This is a genomic window from Sphingomonas sp. Leaf10 (genome assembly GCF_001421245.1).
Classification (GTDB): Bacteria; Pseudomonadota; Alphaproteobacteria; order Sphingomonadales; family Sphingomonadaceae; genus Sphingomonas.
Genome location: NZ_LMKE01000032.1, coordinates 25,661 through 43,646, shown reverse-complemented (window position 1 = coordinate 43,646; position 17,986 = coordinate 25,661). Strand labels below are relative to the sequence as shown.

The window sequence follows — 17,986 nt, the reverse complement described above, 5'->3', positions numbered from 1 at the left end:
GGGGGTGGGTCGGCCTGAGAGGGAAGGTGCCGCTCACCAACGGGCCGACCCACCCCCGACCCCTCCTTTGTCAGGGAGGGGGGATGTCTGCGCGATCCATAATTTTGACCGACCTCCAAAGCCTTCCCAAATCATGGTGAATTACACCGCTCTTTGGTAGCAAATCACACGATTGCTCTAGGCTCCCACCGCAAAACCCACGGATTTCCGACATTTCTTAGAACTGGCACGGTCGCTGCAAAGTAGCTGGCAACACCGGAACACACCGGATTGCACAGGGAGACTTCACCATGACCGCCATTCGCTTCGCCGCTTCGATCGTCCTCGGCCTGGTTGCCACCACCTCGGCCCATGCCGCCGAACCCAATGCCGCCCCGGCGCCCAGCCCCGTCGCCGCGACCGTTTCTGCATTGCCGCTGACCGTGACGCTCGCCGCCGGTCCTGCCGCCGCTGCCTACAAGGCCGCACCGAACGCCCGCTACTGCTTTCGCGTCGAACGGGTCGGCTCGCGCATCACCCCGCGCGTTTGCAAAACCCGCACCGATTGGCAGGCCGCCGGCGTCGACCTCGACGCGGCCCTTGCCGGCCGCTGATCGGGCGGCGTCATCACCGGGGGACGGGGCGGAGAGGCAACGGGCCTCCCCGCCCCTATTCCTCGACCAGCGCGACGACCTCGAACGCATAGTCGCGCCAGCCGCGTTGCCGTGCGGCCTCCTGCGTCGCGACGCGCTTGCCATTGGCTTCCTTCAGCGACGCGGCATGGCCCCAGAACACTTCGGTCTTGCCGTTTTCCAGCGTCGCGACGATCCGCCAGAAATGGGTGAACGGGGCATTGGTCGGGCCGATCGTCTTGACCCAGCCATCGGCCATCGTCGCGGTCAGGATACGCTTCTTACGGGCCATCGCCGCCGCATAGCCGCCATGCGCGCCCTCGTCACGCTTGCCGTTCGCGCCGAAACCCGCCACTCCGTGGCGCGACCCCACCCTGCCGCTTGCGAGACCGCCATGATCCGACGCCCCTTCCTGCCGATCGCCCTGGCGAGCCTTGCCGCCACCGCTGCCTCGGCCGAACCGGTGACGCTGCCGATGCTGGTCCCCGCCCCGGTGTCGATCACCGCGACCGGCGGTGCGGTCGCACTCGGCCGATCGGTGGTGCTGGTCGAAGGCGCCGACACCGATGCACAGACGGCGGCGCTGGTCCGACAGATACTGACCGCCGCCGGCGTCGATACGATCGCCACCGCCCGCCGCCTGCCCGCGACGATCGACCGGCCGCATATCGTCATCGGCGTCGGCGACAGCGGCGTGGTCCAGAGCGCGCTCGCCCGTAGCAAGGCGACGCTCCCGACCCAGCGTGAGGGCTATGCCATCGCCAGCAGCGTGGTCGGCGACAGCGGCGTCGTGACGCTGGCCGGTCGCGACACCGACGGGCTGTTCCACGCGGTGCAGACCTTCCGGCAACTGGCGAAGCGCGGGCGCATTCCGGCGATGGTGATCGCCGACCATCCGGCGATGCCGATCCGCGGCACGATCGAGGGCTTCTACGGCAAGCCATGGTCGATGGCCGAGCGCACCGACCATTTGAACTTCCTCGCGACGGTCAAGGCAAACACCTATGTCTATTCGCCGAAGGACGATCCCTATGCCCGCGATCGCTGGCGCGAGGCGTATCCGGCGGCGACGCTGGGTGCACTCGGCACGCTCGCCGCGACCGCGCGGCGCAACCATATCGATTTCGTCTATGCGATCTCGCCCGGGCCGACCGTGTGTTTCGCCGATCCCGCCGACGCACAGGCGCTGGAGCGCAAGTTCGACGCGCTGCGCGGCATCGGCATCACCAGCTTCTATGTCGCGCTCGACGATATCGAATATGCCAAATGGAATTGCGAGGCGGACAAGGCGACGTTCGGCCCGTCCGGGCCGCAGGCGGCCGGTGTCGCGCAGGCGCGTTTCCTGAACGGGGTACAGGCCTATTTGACCGCGAAGCTGCCCGCCGCGCGCCCGCTGATCATGGTGCCGACCGAATATTATGATGCGAAGGACAGCCCGTACAAGGCGGCGCTGCGCAAGGATCTCGACCCGCGCATCGTCGTGCAATGGACCGGGACCGACGTCGTGCCCCCCGCCATCTCGATCCCCGATGCGAAGGCCGCGACCAAGGCGTTCGGGCGCAAGACGCTGCTGTGGGACAATTATCCGGTCAACGACTATGCGCAGACGACCGGGCGGCTGCTGCTCGCCCCCTATACACGGCGTCAGGCGGGTCTGTCGGGCGAACTGACCGGCATCCTGTCGAACCCGATGAATCAGGAGGCGCCGAGCCGCGTCGCGGTGGCCGGGGTCGCCGCCTTCGCGTGGAACGACCGCGACTATGATGCCGAGGGGACATGGGTCACGACCGCGCGCGATCTGGCGGGCGGCGACGAACGCGCGACGCAGGCGCTGCTGACCTTTTTCGATACCCAGCATATGGCGCCGACCTTCGGCACCCAGCCATGGCAGGAACAGGCGCCCCGGCTGAAGGCGCTGTTCGACCAAGTCCGTGATGCCATCGCCAATGGCGACGCGTCCGCGCGGCGGCGGGCGATCGCCGATCTGACCGAACGCGCCGACGCCTTCGCCGCCGCCCCCGACCTGATCCGCGCCGGGCTGGTCGATCCGGGTTTCGTCGCGCAATCGCGGCCATGGCTCGATGCGATGCAGCTATGGGGCCGGGCGCTGCAACTGACCGCCGCCGGCCTCGACGCGGCGGATCGGGGAAGTGCCACCGCCGCGCGCTATTTCGCCGACGCGCGGAAACTGGCGGGTGAGGCGGCGGCGGTCCGCTCGATCCCCGGCGCGACCCGCTTCGATGGCCCGGTGCGGATCGCCGACGGCGTGCTCGACCGGTTCGTCGCCGACGCGCCGACGTTGATCGCGCCGCCGCCCGCGCGGTAACCGGGCGGGCGATTTCGAACAAAGCACCCGATCCACCGCAACTTGCCCGGTCGCGATCCGTTGGCGTTCCGAACCAGAAGGAATGCCATGACCGACCTATCGACGCGCAATCCCGGCAACGGCGGCGAAACGCATCAGGTGACCGATGCCGATCATCCGGTGCTGACCACCAACCACGGCACGCCAGTGTCGGACAACCAGAACCAGTTGAAGGCGGGCGCGCGCGGCCCCGTCCTGATCGAGGATGAAGTCTTCCGCGAGAAGATGAACCATTTCGATCACGAACGGATTCCCGAACGCATCGTCCATGCCCGGGGCAGCGCGGCGCACGGCTATTTCGAATGTACCGACAGCCTGTCCGACATCACCGTCGCCGACCTGTTCCAGAAAAAAGGCCAGCGCACCGACGTGTTCGTCCGCTTCTCGACGGTGGCGGGCGGATCGGGATCGGTCGACACCCCGCGCGACGTGCGCGGCTTCGCGGTGAAATTCTACACGCGCGAGGGCAATTGGGATCTGGTCGGCAACAACATCCCGGTCTTCTTCATCCAGGATGCGATCAAGTTCCCCGACCTGATCCACGCCGCCAAGATGGAGGCAGATCGCGGCTATCCGCAGGCGGCGACCGCCCATGATACCTTCTGGGACTTCATCTCGCTGATGCCCGAATCCACCCACATGGTGATGTGGGCGATGAGCGACCGGACGCTGCCGCGCACCTTTGCGAATATGGAGGGGTTCGGCGTCCACACCTTCCGCTTCATCGATGCCGAGGGCAAGAGCACCTTCGTCAAGTTCCACTGGAAGCCCAAGGCGGGTCTGGCCTCGACGATCTGGGACGAGACGGTGAAGATCGCCGGTGCCGACCCCGATTTCCAGCGCCGCGACCTGTTCGAACGGATCGACCGCGGCGATTTCCCGACATGGGAGTTGGGCGTGCAGCTGTTCGACGAGGAATTCGCGAACAGCCAGCCCTATGACGTGCTCGACGCGACCAAGATCATCCCCGAGGAAGTGCTGCCGGTGCGGATCGTCGGACGGATGGTGCTCGACCGCTACCCCGACAATTTCTTTGCCGAGACCGAACAGGCGGCGTTCGTGCCGAGCCATGTCGTGCCCGGCATCGGCTTCTCCAACGACCCGCTGCTGCAGGGCCGCCTGTTCAGCTACACCGACACCCAGCTGTCGCGCCTTGGATCGGTCAACTTCCACCAGTTGCCGATCAACAGCGCCAAGGGCCGCGCGGCGGCGGCAGGCTGCCCCTTCATGAACCAGCAGCGCGACGGCCACATGCAGATGGCGGTGCCCAAGGGCCGCGCTAATTACGAACCGAACAGCCTGGCGAAGGCCGGCGAGGAAGCCGGCGCGCGCGAGGATCCGACCAAGGGCTACAAGACCTTCCCGTCGGAGGAACAGGGCCAGAAGCTGCGTATCCGTCCCGAAAGTTTCGCCGACCATTACAGCCAGGCGCGGCTGTTCTTCCGCTCGATGGACCCGGCCGAACAGGCGCATATCGCTTCCGCGCTCGTGTTCGAACTGTCGAAGGTCAGTCTCGAACATATCCGCACCGCGATGCTCGCTAATCTGCGCAACGTCGATGAAGGCTTGGCGAGCCGCGTCGCCGATGGCCTCGCGATGGACTTGCCCGAAGCGTCGCCGACCGCCGCACCGGTGCTCGACATGGAACCCTCGCCGGCGCTGCGTATCATTCGCGGGCCGCTCGAAAAGCATACCCTCGAGGGTCGCACCGTCGGCATCCTGATCGCCGATGGCACCGATCCCGGCGAGTTGAAGGCGCTGAAGGATGCGGTCAAGGCGGCGGGCGGCAATGCCATGACGATCGCACCGAAGGTGGGCAAGGTGCCGCTGTCGGACGGATCGACCATCGCCGCCGATGCGCAGCTGTTCGGCCAGCCATCGGTCACGGTCGATGCCTGTGCGGTGATCCTGTCGGACGAAGCAGCGCAGAAGCTGACCAAGGAGGGCGCCGCCGTGCAGTGGGTGATGGACGCGTTCGGCCATCTGAAGGCGATCGGCCATAATGCCGCCGCCAAACCGCTGCTCGACAAGGCCGGCGTCGAACCCGACGAAGGGGTCACCGACCTCGCATCGTTCGTCGACGCGGCGAAGAAGCGTTACTGGGACCGCGAACCGAAGGTCCGTACGCTGGCTTGATGAATCGGACCGGGATCGAGGATCCCGGCCTGATCGACCTTCCGGCTACCGGGTCAGCCGCAACCCTTTTCTCCGTTACGCGGGAAGGGTTGGGGTGGGTTGGCCGACGTTGCCTTCCCTCGCTGACCAACCCACCCCCAGCCTCCTCCCTTTCAGGGAGGGGAGCGAAGTGGCGCATCGCTTCAGGGCGGACCGGCTTTAAGTTCGCCCCTACCCCCGCCGCAGTGTCGCCGCGCCGCCCGGTAGCGTCGCCGTCCACCCCGCCGCACCGCGCGCGAACAACACGGCGGTGCGGCGGTCGGCGGATGCCAGCGCGATGCCGTCGGGTACCGGCCGCCATCCGACCACGCCCGGCACCAGCCCGGCAAGGCAACCGCTCGCGTCCTCGACCGCCCAGGCATTGGCGGAATCGATCCGCCGGGACGTGAAGACCACCGCGCAATCGCCCTGCGCGGTCGCGATCACCCAGCGTCCGGCGAGCGTTTCCGGCTCTTCGATCCTCACACTACCGCTCGATTGGGTCGGTTCGTCCTGGGTTTGCGCCATTCCAATGTCTTCCTTCGTACCAAGCGTTGCACAGCCAGCCGTATTGATAAAGAATACCAATGGGGCGATGCTGAAAGTCATTCCCCCAACGTACCGAAATACGCGTCCGATCCATGCGGTCGGGGGGCGATCGTGTGGAGAATATCCGTGGCAGTAGCGCATCCCACAACTCCCTTTTCCGGAAATCTATCCGACCAATATTATGACGGCCCGAACGGACCCGACGCGACATCGATATTGCACCGATTGATGAGTGATGGCAACGCCGCGATCGGCGGTATCGACTTGCCGGCTATTGGCGCAGCACCGACGCTGTCCGCCGTGTTGCCCGCTACCGTTGCCGCGTTCGGCTTCGGCTGGGACGCGTGGCAGTCGCACCAGTCGTCGCAGACGGCGGCGGCGGCGGAAGGGTGCCAGTGCTGGGGCTGCATGAACGGCGGCGCGCCCGACCAGGGCACCGGTACCGAGCCGCAGGCGGCGCTGAACGGCGATCAGCGCGGCGATGCCGGACCGAACGGCAAGCAGTCGCTGACGATCAGCGAAGCCGGGGCGCAGATCGGCCGCGCCAACCAGACATGGAACGGTTCGACGCTGGGACAGGCGGCGGAGGTCACCTATGCCTTCCGTGCCAGTGCCCCGACGTCGATGCCCAACGGCACGTCGGGCTTCTCCCGCTTCAACGACGCCCAGATCGAACAGGCGCAGATCGCGTTCCTGGCATGGGCCGATGTCGCGCGCGTCACCTTCCGCCGGGTCGACAGCGGCAATGGCTATAGCAACAATGCGCAGATGCTGCTCGGCAACTATTCGAGCGGCGCATCGGGCGCGGCGGCCTTCGCCTATTATCCCGGCAGCGGCGTCGGCGGCGACAGCTGGTACAACAGCTCGCTCAGCTACAATCGCGCGCCCGACAATCTGAACTATGGCGGGCAGGTGCTGATCCACGAGATCGGCCATGCACTGGGCCTTGGCCATCCCGGAGACTACAACGCCGGCAACGGATCGCCGACCTATGCCAACAGCGCCTCCTATTACGAGGATACGCGGCAATATTCGGTGATGAGCTACTGGTCGGAAACCAATACCGGCGGCGATCAGGGCGGGTTCTATGCCGCCGCACCGCTCCTCGACGATATCGCCGCGATCCAGCGGCTATACGGTGCGAACAACACGACGCGCACCGGCGATACCGTCTATGGGTTCAACTCCAATACCGGGCGCGATTATTACACCGCACTATCGGGCAACTCGGCGCTGATCTTTGCCGCATGGGATGCCGGTGGCAACGACACGTTCGACTTTTCGGGCTATGGCAGCGCGCAGGTCATCGACCTGAACGACGGCAATTTCTCGGACGTCGGCGGGCTGAAGGGCAATGTCGCCATCGCGCAGGGCGCGACGATCGAGAATGCACGCGGCGGGTCGGGTGCCGACCGCATCATCGGTAACGAAGTCGCCAACCAGCTGTTCGGCAATGCCGGCAACGACGTGTTGATCGGCGGTGGCGGTGCCGACGTGCTGACCGGCGGCAGCGGGGCGGACGTCTTCGCATTCACCGCGATCGGCGATTCGACAGCGAACGCCACCGACCGCATCACCGACTTCGCATCGGGCATCGACAAGATCGACCTTTCGGCGATCGATGCCAATTTGGCGGTATCGGGCGATCAGGCGTTTACCCAGGTGTCGCAGTTCAGCGGACGCGCGGGGCAGGCGGTGATCGCCAACAGCAACGGCACGGCGATACTGTCCCTCGACCAGAATGGCGATGGCGTTGCCGACTTCGTGCTGTCGTTGACGGGGTCGCTGTCCGGCAGCGACCTGTATTGGTAAGCGACCACCGGGGCCGGCATGACGCAGGCTCCGGCAGGTTCACGCGAGCGTGACGCTGTCGGCGTTGACCAGATCGGCGCCGACCAGCGTGCCGACCAGTCGGACCCGCTTTTCGACTTCATCGACCGGCGTGCGATGCAGTTCGAGCTGATACCGCCCGCCCAGATCGCGCCGCAGGTAAAAGGCACCGCCCTCGCGGATCAGCGTTCCGCTTTCGTCGATGCGGGTGCCGATGACCGGCATCGCCGCCCGGCTCAGCGGTCGCGTTCGGCGCGCTTGCGGTCGGCCTTGCGCGCGCGGCTGATCGCGGCGGCGCGTTCGCGGGCGCGCTTTTCCGACGGCTTCTCGTAATGACGGCGCAGCTTCATCTCGCGATACACGCCTTCGCGCTGGAGCTTCTTCTTGAGCGCTCGCAGCGCCTGATCGACATTGTTATCGCGAACGATGATCTGCATGATGTACGACGTCCTAGGTTGATTCGATTCGGCAGGATTCGGCCGGGCTATCCGGCACCGCCTATTACGATTGCCTTACATTTGGCAATCACGGATCGGTCCTGCGGCTCGCACGGACCATTTCATCGATCCAGTGCAGCAATAATGTCGTATAGGTCCGCTGGTGCCGCGGGTCACGCATCGCATGGCTAGCACCATGCAGGATGCGGTGGCTGAGCGAGTTCGCGTTGCGGAACGCCGACTGGTAGGACAGCATCGCCTCACGCGGGATTTGTTCGTCTTTTTCGGACTCGACGATCAGCACGTCGCCGCGAAACGCCGCACAGGCGGCAAGCGCCCGGTCGCCGCGCTCGTCCTGCGGCTGCTGGCGATAGGCTCGCACCACCTCCTTATCGAGCAGCGCCTTCGGCGTGTCCCAATGCTCGTCGGGGTAGAGCGCCGGCACCCGCAGCGCCATCCAGCGGATCGGCCGCTTGGCGCTCAGCAATGCGGAGAGATAGCCGCCATAGCTGGTCCCGATCACGCCGATGGCCTGCGCGTCGATCAGCGGATGCGCCGCCAGATAGTCATAGGCGGCGACGACATCGTCGAGGCTGTTCTGCCGCGTCACCTCGTTGCGGTCGGCGTCGCTGCCGGCATGGCCACGCAGGTCGAAGGTGAAGCAGACGCAGCCCAATCGCGCCAGTTCCTCCGCCTGCTCGAAATCCTCCGCCTGATCCCCGCCCCAGCCATGGACGAACAGGAAACCCGGCACCGGCGCCTCGGGCTCGATCAGCGTGCCGGTCAGCTTCTGCCCGTCGACGCGCAACGTCACGCGCCCTTCGTCCAGCGTCTCCAGATCGTTCACGCCAGCCTCACCGCATATTTGGTCATCGCCCCGACCTTGGGATCGACGCCCCGATAATAGAGCGTCGCACCGGTCGGCGGGTCGATCTCGGCATAGACCTCGACGGTCGAGCACCGCACGGCATGGGTATCGGGTTCGTCGCGCAGCGCCTCGAATGCGGCGATCTCCGCGCCGCTTGCCCCGCCGACGCGCCATGATTGTTCGAGCACGCCGATGCGCCGTTCGCCCGTCGCGTCGGTCCCCTCGATCACGTCATAGTTACGCCGGGTCAGCAGCAGGTCGGGATAGGCGAGCCGCGCCGCGCAGTCGAACGTGCCCGCACAGGCTACCGCGCGAGCGATCGCCGGCGGCAAAGGTTCGGCAGCAAGCGCATCGACGCCGCCGCGCACGACATACAGGTCCGACCCGCCATAGACGTCGCGCCCGAGATGATCGCGGGTCAGGTTCTGGCTGCCCCAATAGCTGATCGTTCGGCCGCCCAGTTCGATCACACCGACGCTATAGGTGACCACGTCGGTCAAGTTTTCCTCCAACACGATACCATGCCGGGCGAGCGTCGCATCGTCCTCGCGCGACAGGGCATAGGCGAGCGCGGCGTCGTCATGGACCACGATCTGCCCCAGCCCGGCCTTGGCGCACACGTCCTTGATCCGCACCGGCCCGCGCGCCAGCAACCGCCGGCCCGCCGCCAGCGCATCCTCGCGGTTGAAAGCGGCATAGCCCGCCAGCGCCGCGTCACCCATCAGCTCGACCATCGCCGGCGACCAGAGCGGCGGGCATTGCGCATCGGGATGCAGCAGGCCGTGGGTAATCGCCTTGGTCGCGACGAAGGCGGCAGGTACGACGCCGCCCAATATCCGGTCGGCACGGCGGATCCCCGCCGCCATCGCCTCCGCCGTCTCGATCGCATCGCCGGGCACGTGCAGCGTGGCATCATCGACCGGCGCGCCGACCGGCACGTCGAGCAACGCGGCGATCCGGTCGAGCAGCGCCGCGCGCGACGCATGGTCATGGACGTTGCCGGTCGCGCGGTCGGCATCGGTCATCGCGGCGACGATACGCACCGGCGGCAGCGGCAGGATCGTCATGGTCGGATCGACAGCGGAAGCGTGGAGCATACCGTTTCGCCTGCATCAGAGGAATGTCGCGCCAACGCGCCATGATGCCGACCGGTTCAGCGCTCCACGCAACTTCGCGAGCCGTAACGACCCGAGCCGCGCCGGTCAGATCCGCGACGGCCGCGCGTCGACCGGCGGCGTTTCCTCCTCGTTCAACTGGCCCAGCGCGCCCGCCGCCCGCGCCTTGCGGCCATAGACAATTTCGAACAGCGGGGAGGCCATCAAGGTCGTCACGATCGCCATGATCACCAGGATCGAAAACAGCGCCGGGCCGATGATGCCCTTCTGCAACCCGATATTGATGATGATCAGCTCCATCAGCCCGCGTGCGTTCATCAGCGTCCCGACCGCCATCGCCGTCGCATTATCCTGTCCGGTCGCGCGCGCCGCGGCCCAGCACGCCACGCCCTTCGCCGCGATCGATCCGATCAGGATGACCGCAGCGATCGCGATCAGGTCGAAGCTGTTGACCATGGTCAGCTGCGTGTTCAGCCCCGAATAGGCGAAGAACATCGGCACCAGCAGCGCGGTGGTGAACGGTTCGACCTGCTTGCGCACTTCGCGCGTCAGCACCCCGCGCGGCATGACGACGCCGAGCAGGAAGCCACCGAACACCGAATGCATCCCCGCCGCATCCATCGCCCAGGCGCTGAGGCCGAACAGCATGACGACGACCGCCAGCATCGGCTGCGTCACCCGCCCCTCGCGATCGGCCCATTTCGTCAACGGGGCGAGCACCCTTGGCCCCAGCAGGATCATGAACGCCGCGAACGCGCCGCCGCCGACGATCGCCTTGATCGCGACCTCGCTGCCGCCGCCAAAGCTCGCCAGCACGATCGCCAGCACGACCCACGCCCCGGCATCGTCGATCGCGCCGGCCGACAGCGACAGCGATCCGAGCGGCGTGCCGGTCAGCCCGCGCTCATGGATGATCCGCGCCAGCATCGGAAAGGCGGTGATCGAGATGCACGCGCCCATGAACAGCGTGACCTGAAGGCTGGTAATCCCCTTCCCGAACAGGTCGAGGCTGAGCAGCCACGGCGTCAGCGCCAGCGCGACCAGGAAGGGCGCTGCCATTCCCGACAGCGACACCGCGACGGCGCTCTTCGCGTTCAGCCGGAAATGGTCGGTGCGGAACCCCAGCCCGACGAGGAACATGTACAGCCCGACGCCCAGTTGCGCGCAGACATACAGGATCGGCTTGGCGTCCTTCGGAAAGATCGCCGCCTGCACGTCGGGTGCGAACAGCCCGAGCAGCGACGGGCCGAGCACGACGCCCGCGATCATCTCCCCCACCACCTGCGGCTGATCGAGAAAGCGTTTCCCGAACCAGCCCATCAGCCGGCACGCGCCGACGATGACGAAGATCTGCAGGAAAAATGCGACACTCAGTTCCGGTAACGCCATCGGCCCCTCCCGCCCATATCGTCTTGTCCGGCATGACATCGCCGGACTCGATCACGCTGGCAAGCCTGTTTCGGCGATCGGCCGCGCATCGGGTCCGGGCGGGGCAAACCTTTGGGTTCGCTCCCGTTTTCCCGTCCGCAATAATCGGATAGCCTGAACCTGACCCGTTTGTCCTGAGTAGCCGTTGAGCTTGTCGAAATGACGTATCGAAGGACCGTCCGAGGTAGGTGCTTCGATACCGGTCTTCGACTTCGCTCAGCCCCTACTCAGCACGAACGGTTCCATCTGTTGTCATTGCGCTCTACAACAGCTTGTCGAGCGTGATCGGCAGGTCGCGGATGCGGCGGCCGGTCGCGTTGTGGACCGCGTTCGCCACCGCCGCGGCGACGCCGGTGATGCCGATCTCGCCGATGCCATGCGCGCCCATGGGCGTGTGCGGATCGGGAATGTCGGTCCAGATCACGTCGATCTCCGGCACGTCGAGATGCACCGGCACATGATATTCGGCGAGGCTGGGGTTCATGATCCGGCCGTTGCGTTCGTCGAACTGCGTCTCCTCCATCAACGCCATGCCCAGCCCCATGACGATGCCGCCGCGAAACTGGCTGGCGGCGGTGCGCGGGTTCAGGATGCGCCCGCAGTCGAACGACCCGAGGAACCGGCGCACCCGCACCTCGCCGGTCACGTCGTTCACGCCCACTTCGCAGAACAGCGCGCTGTGCGAATGCATCGACCAGTGCATGAATTCGAGCGGCGGCGACCCCGCCTCGGTCACTTCGATGCTGTCGCGCCCGGCGCGCTTCAGGATCGAGGCATAGCTTTCGCGCCGCGCCGGATCTTCGAGACTGGCGAGGCCGCCGCTATCGCTGCCGACCTCCTTCGCCGACAGCCCGGCAAGCGACGAGTCGTTGCCCGCCAGTTTCAGCAGCTTCGCGGTCAGCGCATTGTGCGCGGCGATCACCGCCGCGCCGATCGCGGCGGTCTGTTGCGATCCCCCGGCCATGATCGCGCCGGGAATGGCGCTGTCGCCATAGCTGACCTCGACCCGGTCGAGCGGCAGGCCGAGGCGTTCGGCAGCGACGATCGCGGTCGTCGTGCCGGTGCCCATGCCCATCTCCGCCGCCGCGACCTCGACATAAGCGCGTACCGCGTCGCCGTCGCGCGTCAGCGTCAACCGCGCCTTGGCCCCCGGCATCCGGTAATAGGGATAGGTGCCGGTCGCACAGCCCATGCCGATCCGCCATTCGCCCTCGCGGCGGGTCGCGGTCTCCGGCCGGTCGCGCCACCCGAAGCGTTCCGCCCCCTGCCGCCACGCGGTGACGATATGGCGCGAGGAAAAGGGCAGGCCCGAGGTCGGGTCCTTGTCCGGCTCGTTCCGGATGCGCAGCTCGACCGGATCGATGCCCAGTTCGCCCGCCAGTTCATCGATCGCCGATTCCAGCGCGAACGTGCCGACCGCCTCGCCCGGCGCGCGCATGAAGGTGTTGGCGAGCATCTGCATCCGCGCCACTTCGACGTTCAGCGCGATGTTGGGCACGGCATAGGCCGACCGCGTGCCGAGGATGAACGGCTCGGGCATGGCATTGTGCGGGGTCATCACCGACAGGCCGATGTGAATCAGTGCCGTGAAGCGCCCGTCGGCTTCCGCGCCGATCGCCACGCGCTGTTCGGTCAGCGTCCGCCCGCCGACCACCCGGTACACCCCCTCGCGCGACAGGGCGATGCGCACCGGTCGCCCGGCCAGCTTCGCGGCGGCGGCGGCGATCACCTGATGCTCCCACAGCCCCTTCGACCCGAAGCCGCCACCGACATAGGGGGAGGTCAGCCGGACCTTGTCGGCCTTCAGCCCGAACACCTCGGCCATGGTCTGCGCCTGTTGCGCGACCATCTGGCTGGCATCGTGGATCACCAGTTCGCCGTCGATCCATGCCAGCGTCGCGGCGTGCGGCTCGATCGGGTTATGGTTGTGGCGCGGCGTCGTATAGCGGCGGTCGACCTTGTGCGGGGCGGCAGCCAGTGCCGCCTCGGCATCGCCAATTTCATTGCGCAGCGGCTGTCCCATGAACAGGCCCTGCTCGACCCCCTTGGCCTTTGCCGCCGCCAGCGTCGTCACCGCCGGCAGTTCGGCATAGGTGAAGCGCAGCAGCGATGCGGCATGATCGGCCTGTTCCTGCGTCTCGGCCAGCACGCACGCGATCGGCTGCCCGTTCCAATGGACCTGATCGTCCTGAAAGATCGGGATGGTATCCGGCCCGACCGCGCTGCCCGAGGTGCCGAACATTGCCGGCGTCTTCATGCGCGGCGCGTTGCGATGGGTCATCACCAGCACCACGCCCGGCGCCGCCTCCGCCGCCGCGCTGTCGATCGCGGTGATCCGCCCGCGCGCGATCGTCGCATAGGCGAGCGCGGCATAGACCATGTCGTCGAACCGGTATTCGGCGGCGAAGGCCGCGCCGCCACTCACCTTCAGCGGCCCGTCGAGCCGCGACACCGGCGTCCCGATCAGCCCGTGCTTGCGCGCGATCAGCGGGTCGGGCACGCCACCCGGAATCCAGCTGTCGGGGGCCAGCGGCACCAGTTTCTGGAGCGCACCCATCACCAGCCCCTGTGCGGTCTGTTTGGCGCTGTCGATGATGCTCATGCCGCTGCTCCCGTCGCCAGTTCGCCCAGCACCGCCGCCAGCGTGCGCTCGGCCAGCACCGGTTTAAACCCGTTATCACGCAGCGGTTGCGCATCGGCGAACTCGGCCGCCGCCGCCGCGCGGAACGCCGCGTCGTCGGGCACCTGTCCCTTCAGCGCCGCCTCCGCCTTCGCTGCCCGCCACGGCTTGTGCGCGACGCCGCCGAACGCGATGCGGACATCGGCGATGCGACCGTCCTCGATCGACAGCGCCGCTGCGACCGAGATCAGGGCAAAGGCATAGCTCGCCCTATCGCGCACCTTGCGATAGGTCGAATGGGCAGCAAGCGGACTGGCAAGCAGTTCGACCGCGACGATCAACTCACCCGGCGCCAGCACCGTGTCCAGATCGGGCCGGTCGCCGGGCAGGCGGTGGAACGTATCGAACGCGATCGTGCGTGTGCCCTCCGGCCCTGCGACATGCACTACCGCGTCGAGCGCGGCGAGCGCCACGCACATGTCGGACGGATGCGTCGCGACGCACGCCTCCGACGCGCCCAGCACGGCATGGATGCGGTTGAACCCGCCCCGCGCGTCGCAGCCCGACCCGACCACCCGCTTGTTACAGCGCGACCCGTCGGTGTCGTAGAAATAGGTGCAGCGCGTGCGTTGCAGCAGGTTGCCGCCGACCGTCGCCATGTTGCGGATCTGCGCCGACGCCCCCGCCAATATCGCGCGGGCGAGCATCGGATAGCGGCTGCGCACCACGGCATGTTCGGCCAGCGCCGTATTGCGCACCCCCGCGCCGATGCGCAGGCCGCCGTCCCCGGTCTCGGCGATCGTGTCGGACAGGCCGCTCACATCGATCAGCCGCACCGGACGCGCCACCGTCTCGCGCATCAGGTCGACCAGATTGGTACCGCCGCCCAGAAATGCGGTCCCCTGCCCCGCGCCCATGCGCAGCGCCGCCGCGACATCGTCCGCGCGGGTATAGTCGAACGGGGTCATGCCGCGGCCTCCACGCTCTGGCGGATCGCGTCGATGATGCCGTTATGCGCGCCGCAGCGGCACAGATTGCCGCTCATCCGTTCCTGCACCTCGCCGCGATCGAGCATCACGGAGGCGGTCAGGTCGGCGGTGACGTTGCTCGGAACCCCACGCTTCGCCTCTGCCACCATCCCCAGCGCCGAACAGATTTGTCCGGGCGTGCAGTACCCGCACTGGAACCCGTCATGCTCAATGAACGCCTGTTGCAGCGGATGGAGCGCGCCCGCCTGCCCCACCCCCTCGATCGTGGTGATCGAGCGCCCGTCATATTGTACCGCCAACGCCAGGCACGACAGGATGCGCTCGCCATCGGCCAGCACGGTGCACGCCCCGCACGCCCCCTGGTTACAGCCCTTCTTGGTGCCGGTCAGGTGCAGCGTCTCGCGCAGATGGTCGAGCAGCGATACGCGGGGATCGGCGGGCGGCGCGACCGCCACCCCGTTGATGATGAGCGACACGCCTGTCTCCGTCCGATGGCTGGATCGCATCAGGCTATCACAGCCCGAATAATTGAAAAGCGACGATTTTCGGTCCCGTCGGCACCAAGGACCGCTACCCGATATGGCGTATTTCCGGCGTGCCGCTTCCCCGGCATCCTGCGCACGGTCCGATTCAGGCTGGCCGAGGCCGCCGCCTCGCACCACCGAACATAGGAAAACCGCCATGCCCGATGCCAGGCTGTTGCGTACCTTCACCCGCAAGCGCTTCGATCCTTCGCGGATGCGGATCGATCCCGCCCGCCTCGCGGTGCTGCGCGATACGCGCGCCGCGCGGATCGCCGCGCTGCTGGGATCGCGCAAACCCTATAAGCTCGATACGCCGTGGCTGACGCTGCGCCCCGATCAGCCGATCGTGCCCGGCAAGGGCTGGGTCGAATATGTCAGCCCCAGTTCGGTCGGCATGGGCCAGTTCGCCGATGGCAATTATATGTATGCCGCGTTCGACCTGATCTTTCGCAAGGACATGCCCTCCTCCTATTCGGTCGAACGGCCGCAGGTGCTGATCCGCCTCGTCGATCCGCCGGCGGCGACGATGCTGATCGAGGTCGATCTCCACTGCTACGACTTCCCGCCCGGCGATCCGGAATTCGAGATCCAGGCGGCGAACAACCAGGTGATGACCATTTCCGAAGGGCATCGTGAGACGATCATGTTCCTGATGCGCGACTTCGCCTCGATCCAGTCGGCATGGGGTTCGGGCGAGAAGTTCTGGGATCGCGACGGCAACTGGGCGTTTTTCGAAGCGCGGATCACGCCGGTCGACTGATCGCGCGTCACAGTGGCGCGCCGGTCACCCCGCTGACGAAGCCCGGCCCCCAGAAGCGGGTGACGAACACCCATGTCGCCAGCACGATGAACAGGTTGGTGGCGGTGAGCACCACGACCGCGCCGATCGTCAGCGCCGCATGGGCCGGGCGGCGGCGGGCGCGGATGAACAGTTCGGCGACCGCCAGATTGGGTAGGTAGAAGGCGAACGCCATCACCGCATCGAAGCCGCCGCGAAAATCGCTGCTGTGCCCGGCCTTGCCCATGGTCAGGAACCACAGGCCATATTCCATCCGATACAGCCACGAGGCAATGACCAGCGCGAACAGGCGGATCGCCCATGCCCGGTGCGCCTCGATCCGCCCGGTCCATGCCCGCTGCCACGCCAGCACCGCCGCGCCGCAGGTGAGCAATCCGTACAGGCCGAAGCCGATATCCATCACCGGCCCGCCGATCGTACCGCGCGTGACGATGAAGCCCAGCCCCCCTGCCCCGGTCACCGCCGCCGCAGTGACATAGATGCGCCCTAGCCAGCGATGCAGCCCCGGCCACGCCGTCCGAAGGCGTGCGATCAGCTGCATCGGTCCCAGCAGCAGCAACACCCCGCCCGCAACGAAATGCGCGCCGATCGCCATCGTGCCGACCGGGCCGGCGCGATCGAACAGCGCGGGCAGCGATTCATTCCACTGCTCGGGCGTCCCCCGCAGCGCCGCCCCGCCGAAAAACGCGACGATATACGCCCCGAACAGCGCCGCGCTGATCCAGGTCACACCGACCAGCAGCACCGCCGCCCATCGCACCGTCCGTTCCATCGCGCCACCTTACGCGGGCGGGCGCGGTCATGCTATGGCGACGCGGTGTCCGTGCCTATCGTTCCGCCCGTCGATTTCGTCGTCGTCGATGTCGAAACCGCCTGTTCGCGCGTCAGCAGCATCTGCCAGATCGGTATCGTCGGCTTTTCCGGCGGCGCGGAGGTCTTCGCCTATGAAACGCTGCTCGACCCCTGCGATGAATTCTTCGCCTCGAACATCCGCATCCACGGCATCACCAGCGACCATGTCTATGGCAAACCCAATTTCGCCGACATCCATGCGACGGTCGGCAGCTACCTGACCGGCCGGGTGACAGTGGCGCATTCGTCGTTCGACAAGAGCGCTCTGGCCGCCGCCTGTGCACAGCATGGCCTCCCCCCGATCGAGACGCGCTGGCTCGACAGCGTCGGCGTCGCGCGCCGCGCTTGGCCCGAATTGCCGAGCCACCGGCTCAATATCCTGACCAAATTCCTGAAACTACGCCACAAGCACCACGATGCGCTCAGCGACGCGCGTGCGGCGGGCATGGTCGTCGTCCGCGCTATGGCCCATACCGGCCACGACCTCGCCACGCTGCTCTCCCCCGCCCCCAAACGCGGGTCGGCGCCCAAGGCAGCCGGGAGCGGCCCGCTGCAGGGCCAGCGTATCGCGCTGATCGGCGCGACCCGCGACGGCCCGCTCGCGCATCGGCTTGCCGCGCTCGGCGCGCGGATCGTCGCCGGGGTCGGCACGACCACGACGATGCTGGTGATCGGCAACGCCCAGACCTTCGGCCGCTTCGTCCACGCCCATGCCGATTACCGCCGCGCGGAGGAACTGAACCGCGCCGGGGCGGCGATCGAGATCGTCGCGGAGGATGGACTGTTGGCGCGCTTGGCGTTCGTGAACTGAGCCTCTCCCCTCCCTGACAAGGGAGGGGTCGGGG

Annotated in this window: 17 protein-coding genes; 6 read left to right on the top strand and 11 right to left on the bottom strand. The window is 67.0% G+C overall.

The features are described 5' to 3' along the window. Positions 1-290: 290 nt before the first annotated feature. Positions 291-593 (top strand): hypothetical protein, encoded by a 303-nt coding sequence (locus tag ASE59_RS16460; RefSeq protein WP_056458846.1) that lies wholly within the window; start codon positions 291-293, stop codon positions 591-593. Positions 594-648: 55 nt separating this feature from the next. On the opposite strand, the gene ASE59_RS16455 is transcribed toward ASE59_RS16460, so the two are convergent. Then, a complete protein-coding gene (locus tag ASE59_RS16455) occupies positions 649-903 on the bottom strand; it encodes a hypothetical protein (protein ID WP_056458943.1) in 255 nt (84 codons plus the stop codon). 102 nt (positions 904-1,005) lie between these two features. Between ASE59_RS16455 and ASE59_RS16450 the strand changes: the two genes are divergently transcribed. Then, the gene (locus ASE59_RS16450; protein ID WP_056458837.1) at positions 1,006-2,937 is read left to right on the top strand and encodes a beta-N-acetylhexosaminidase family protein; all 1,932 of its coding nucleotides are present in this window, start codon (positions 1,006-1,008) and stop codon (positions 2,935-2,937) included. Positions 2,938-3,024: 87 nt separating this feature from the next. Then, positions 3,025-5,112 carry a catalase gene (locus tag ASE59_RS16445; RefSeq protein ID WP_056458836.1) on the top strand — a complete coding sequence of 696 codons (2,088 nt, stop codon included), beginning with the start codon at positions 3,025-3,027 and terminating at the stop codon, positions 5,110-5,112. A 210-nt stretch (positions 5,113-5,322) separates the two neighbouring features. Here the strand turns inward: ASE59_RS16445 and ASE59_RS16440 are convergent, their stop codons facing one another. After that, a complete protein-coding gene (locus tag ASE59_RS16440; protein WP_056458834.1) occupies positions 5,323-5,658 on the bottom strand; it encodes an AprI/Inh family metalloprotease inhibitor in 336 nt (111 codons plus the stop codon). 249 nt (positions 5,659-5,907) lie between these two features. On the opposite strand from ASE59_RS16440, the gene ASE59_RS16435 reads away from it, so the two are divergent. Next, entirely contained in the window at positions 5,908-7,491 is a 1,584-nt protein-coding gene (locus ASE59_RS16435) for a serralysin family metalloprotease (protein WP_056458831.1), read from the top strand. Between the two features lie 39 nt (positions 7,492-7,530). Here ASE59_RS16435 and ASE59_RS16430 read toward each other — a convergent pair whose 3' ends face one another. The 8 genes from ASE59_RS16430 to ASE59_RS16395 all read right to left on the bottom strand — a co-directional run bounded on the left by ASE59_RS16430 (position 7,531) and on the right by ASE59_RS16395 (position 15,442). After that, a complete protein-coding gene (locus ASE59_RS16430; protein ID WP_056458821.1) occupies positions 7,531-7,734 on the bottom strand; it encodes a DUF5818 domain-containing protein in 204 nt (67 codons plus the stop codon). 11 nt (positions 7,735-7,745) lie between these two features. Then, a complete protein-coding gene (gene rpsU / locus ASE59_RS16425) occupies positions 7,746-7,946 on the bottom strand; it encodes a 30S ribosomal protein S21 (protein WP_055997902.1) in 201 nt (66 codons plus the stop codon). 88 nt (positions 7,947-8,034) lie between these two features. Continuing rightward, positions 8,035-8,793, bottom strand: coding sequence for an alpha/beta hydrolase family protein (locus ASE59_RS16420; protein ID WP_235515819.1), 759 nt, complete (start codon positions 8,791-8,793; stop codon positions 8,035-8,037). Further along, the gene (locus tag ASE59_RS16415; RefSeq protein WP_056458818.1) at positions 8,790-9,911 is read right to left on the bottom strand and encodes a DUF3182 family protein; all 1,122 of its coding nucleotides are present in this window, start codon (positions 9,909-9,911) and stop codon (positions 8,790-8,792) included. Before ASE59_RS16415 ends, ASE59_RS16420 begins: the two co-directional genes overlap by 4 nt. A gap of 105 nt (positions 9,912-10,016) precedes the next feature. Beyond that, positions 10,017-11,318, bottom strand: a complete 1,302-nt coding sequence (locus ASE59_RS16410) for a cation:proton antiporter (protein ID WP_056458814.1) — start codon at positions 11,316-11,318, stop codon at positions 10,017-10,019. A 301-nt stretch (positions 11,319-11,619) separates the two neighbouring features. Continuing rightward, complete coding sequence (locus ASE59_RS16405; RefSeq protein ID WP_056458809.1) at positions 11,620-13,959, bottom strand: xanthine dehydrogenase family protein molybdopterin-binding subunit; 2,340 nt, start codon at positions 13,957-13,959, stop codon at positions 11,620-11,622. Further along, positions 13,956-14,945, bottom strand: a complete 990-nt coding sequence (locus tag ASE59_RS16400) for an FAD binding domain-containing protein (RefSeq protein ID WP_056458807.1) — start codon at positions 14,943-14,945, stop codon at positions 13,956-13,958. Before ASE59_RS16400 ends, ASE59_RS16405 begins: the two co-directional genes overlap by 4 nt. Further along, positions 14,942-15,442 carry a 2Fe-2S iron-sulfur cluster-binding protein gene (locus ASE59_RS16395; protein ID WP_082458516.1) on the bottom strand — a complete coding sequence of 167 codons (501 nt, stop codon included), beginning with the start codon at positions 15,440-15,442 and terminating at the stop codon, positions 14,942-14,944. The genes ASE59_RS16400 and ASE59_RS16395 overlap by 4 nt, the downstream gene beginning before the upstream one ends. 205 nt (positions 15,443-15,647) lie before the next feature. Between ASE59_RS16395 and ASE59_RS16390 the strand changes: the two genes are divergently transcribed. After that, on the top strand, positions 15,648-16,250 hold the full coding sequence (locus ASE59_RS16390) for a hypothetical protein (protein ID WP_056458800.1): 603 nt from the start codon (positions 15,648-15,650) through the stop codon (positions 16,248-16,250). A gap of 7 nt (positions 16,251-16,257) precedes the next feature. On the opposite strand, the gene ASE59_RS16385 is transcribed toward ASE59_RS16390, so the two are convergent. Beyond that, positions 16,258-17,061 (bottom strand): DUF2306 domain-containing protein, encoded by an 804-nt coding sequence (locus tag ASE59_RS16385; RefSeq protein ID WP_056458798.1) that lies wholly within the window; start codon positions 17,059-17,061, stop codon positions 16,258-16,260. Positions 17,062-17,112: 51 nt separating this feature from the next. Here ASE59_RS16385 and ASE59_RS16380 point away from each other — a divergent pair, with 51 nt between their 5' ends. Further along, a complete protein-coding gene (locus tag ASE59_RS16380; protein WP_235515818.1) occupies positions 17,113-17,952 on the top strand; it encodes an exonuclease domain-containing protein in 840 nt (279 codons plus the stop codon). The last annotated feature ends 34 nt before the right edge of the window (positions 17,953-17,986 follow it).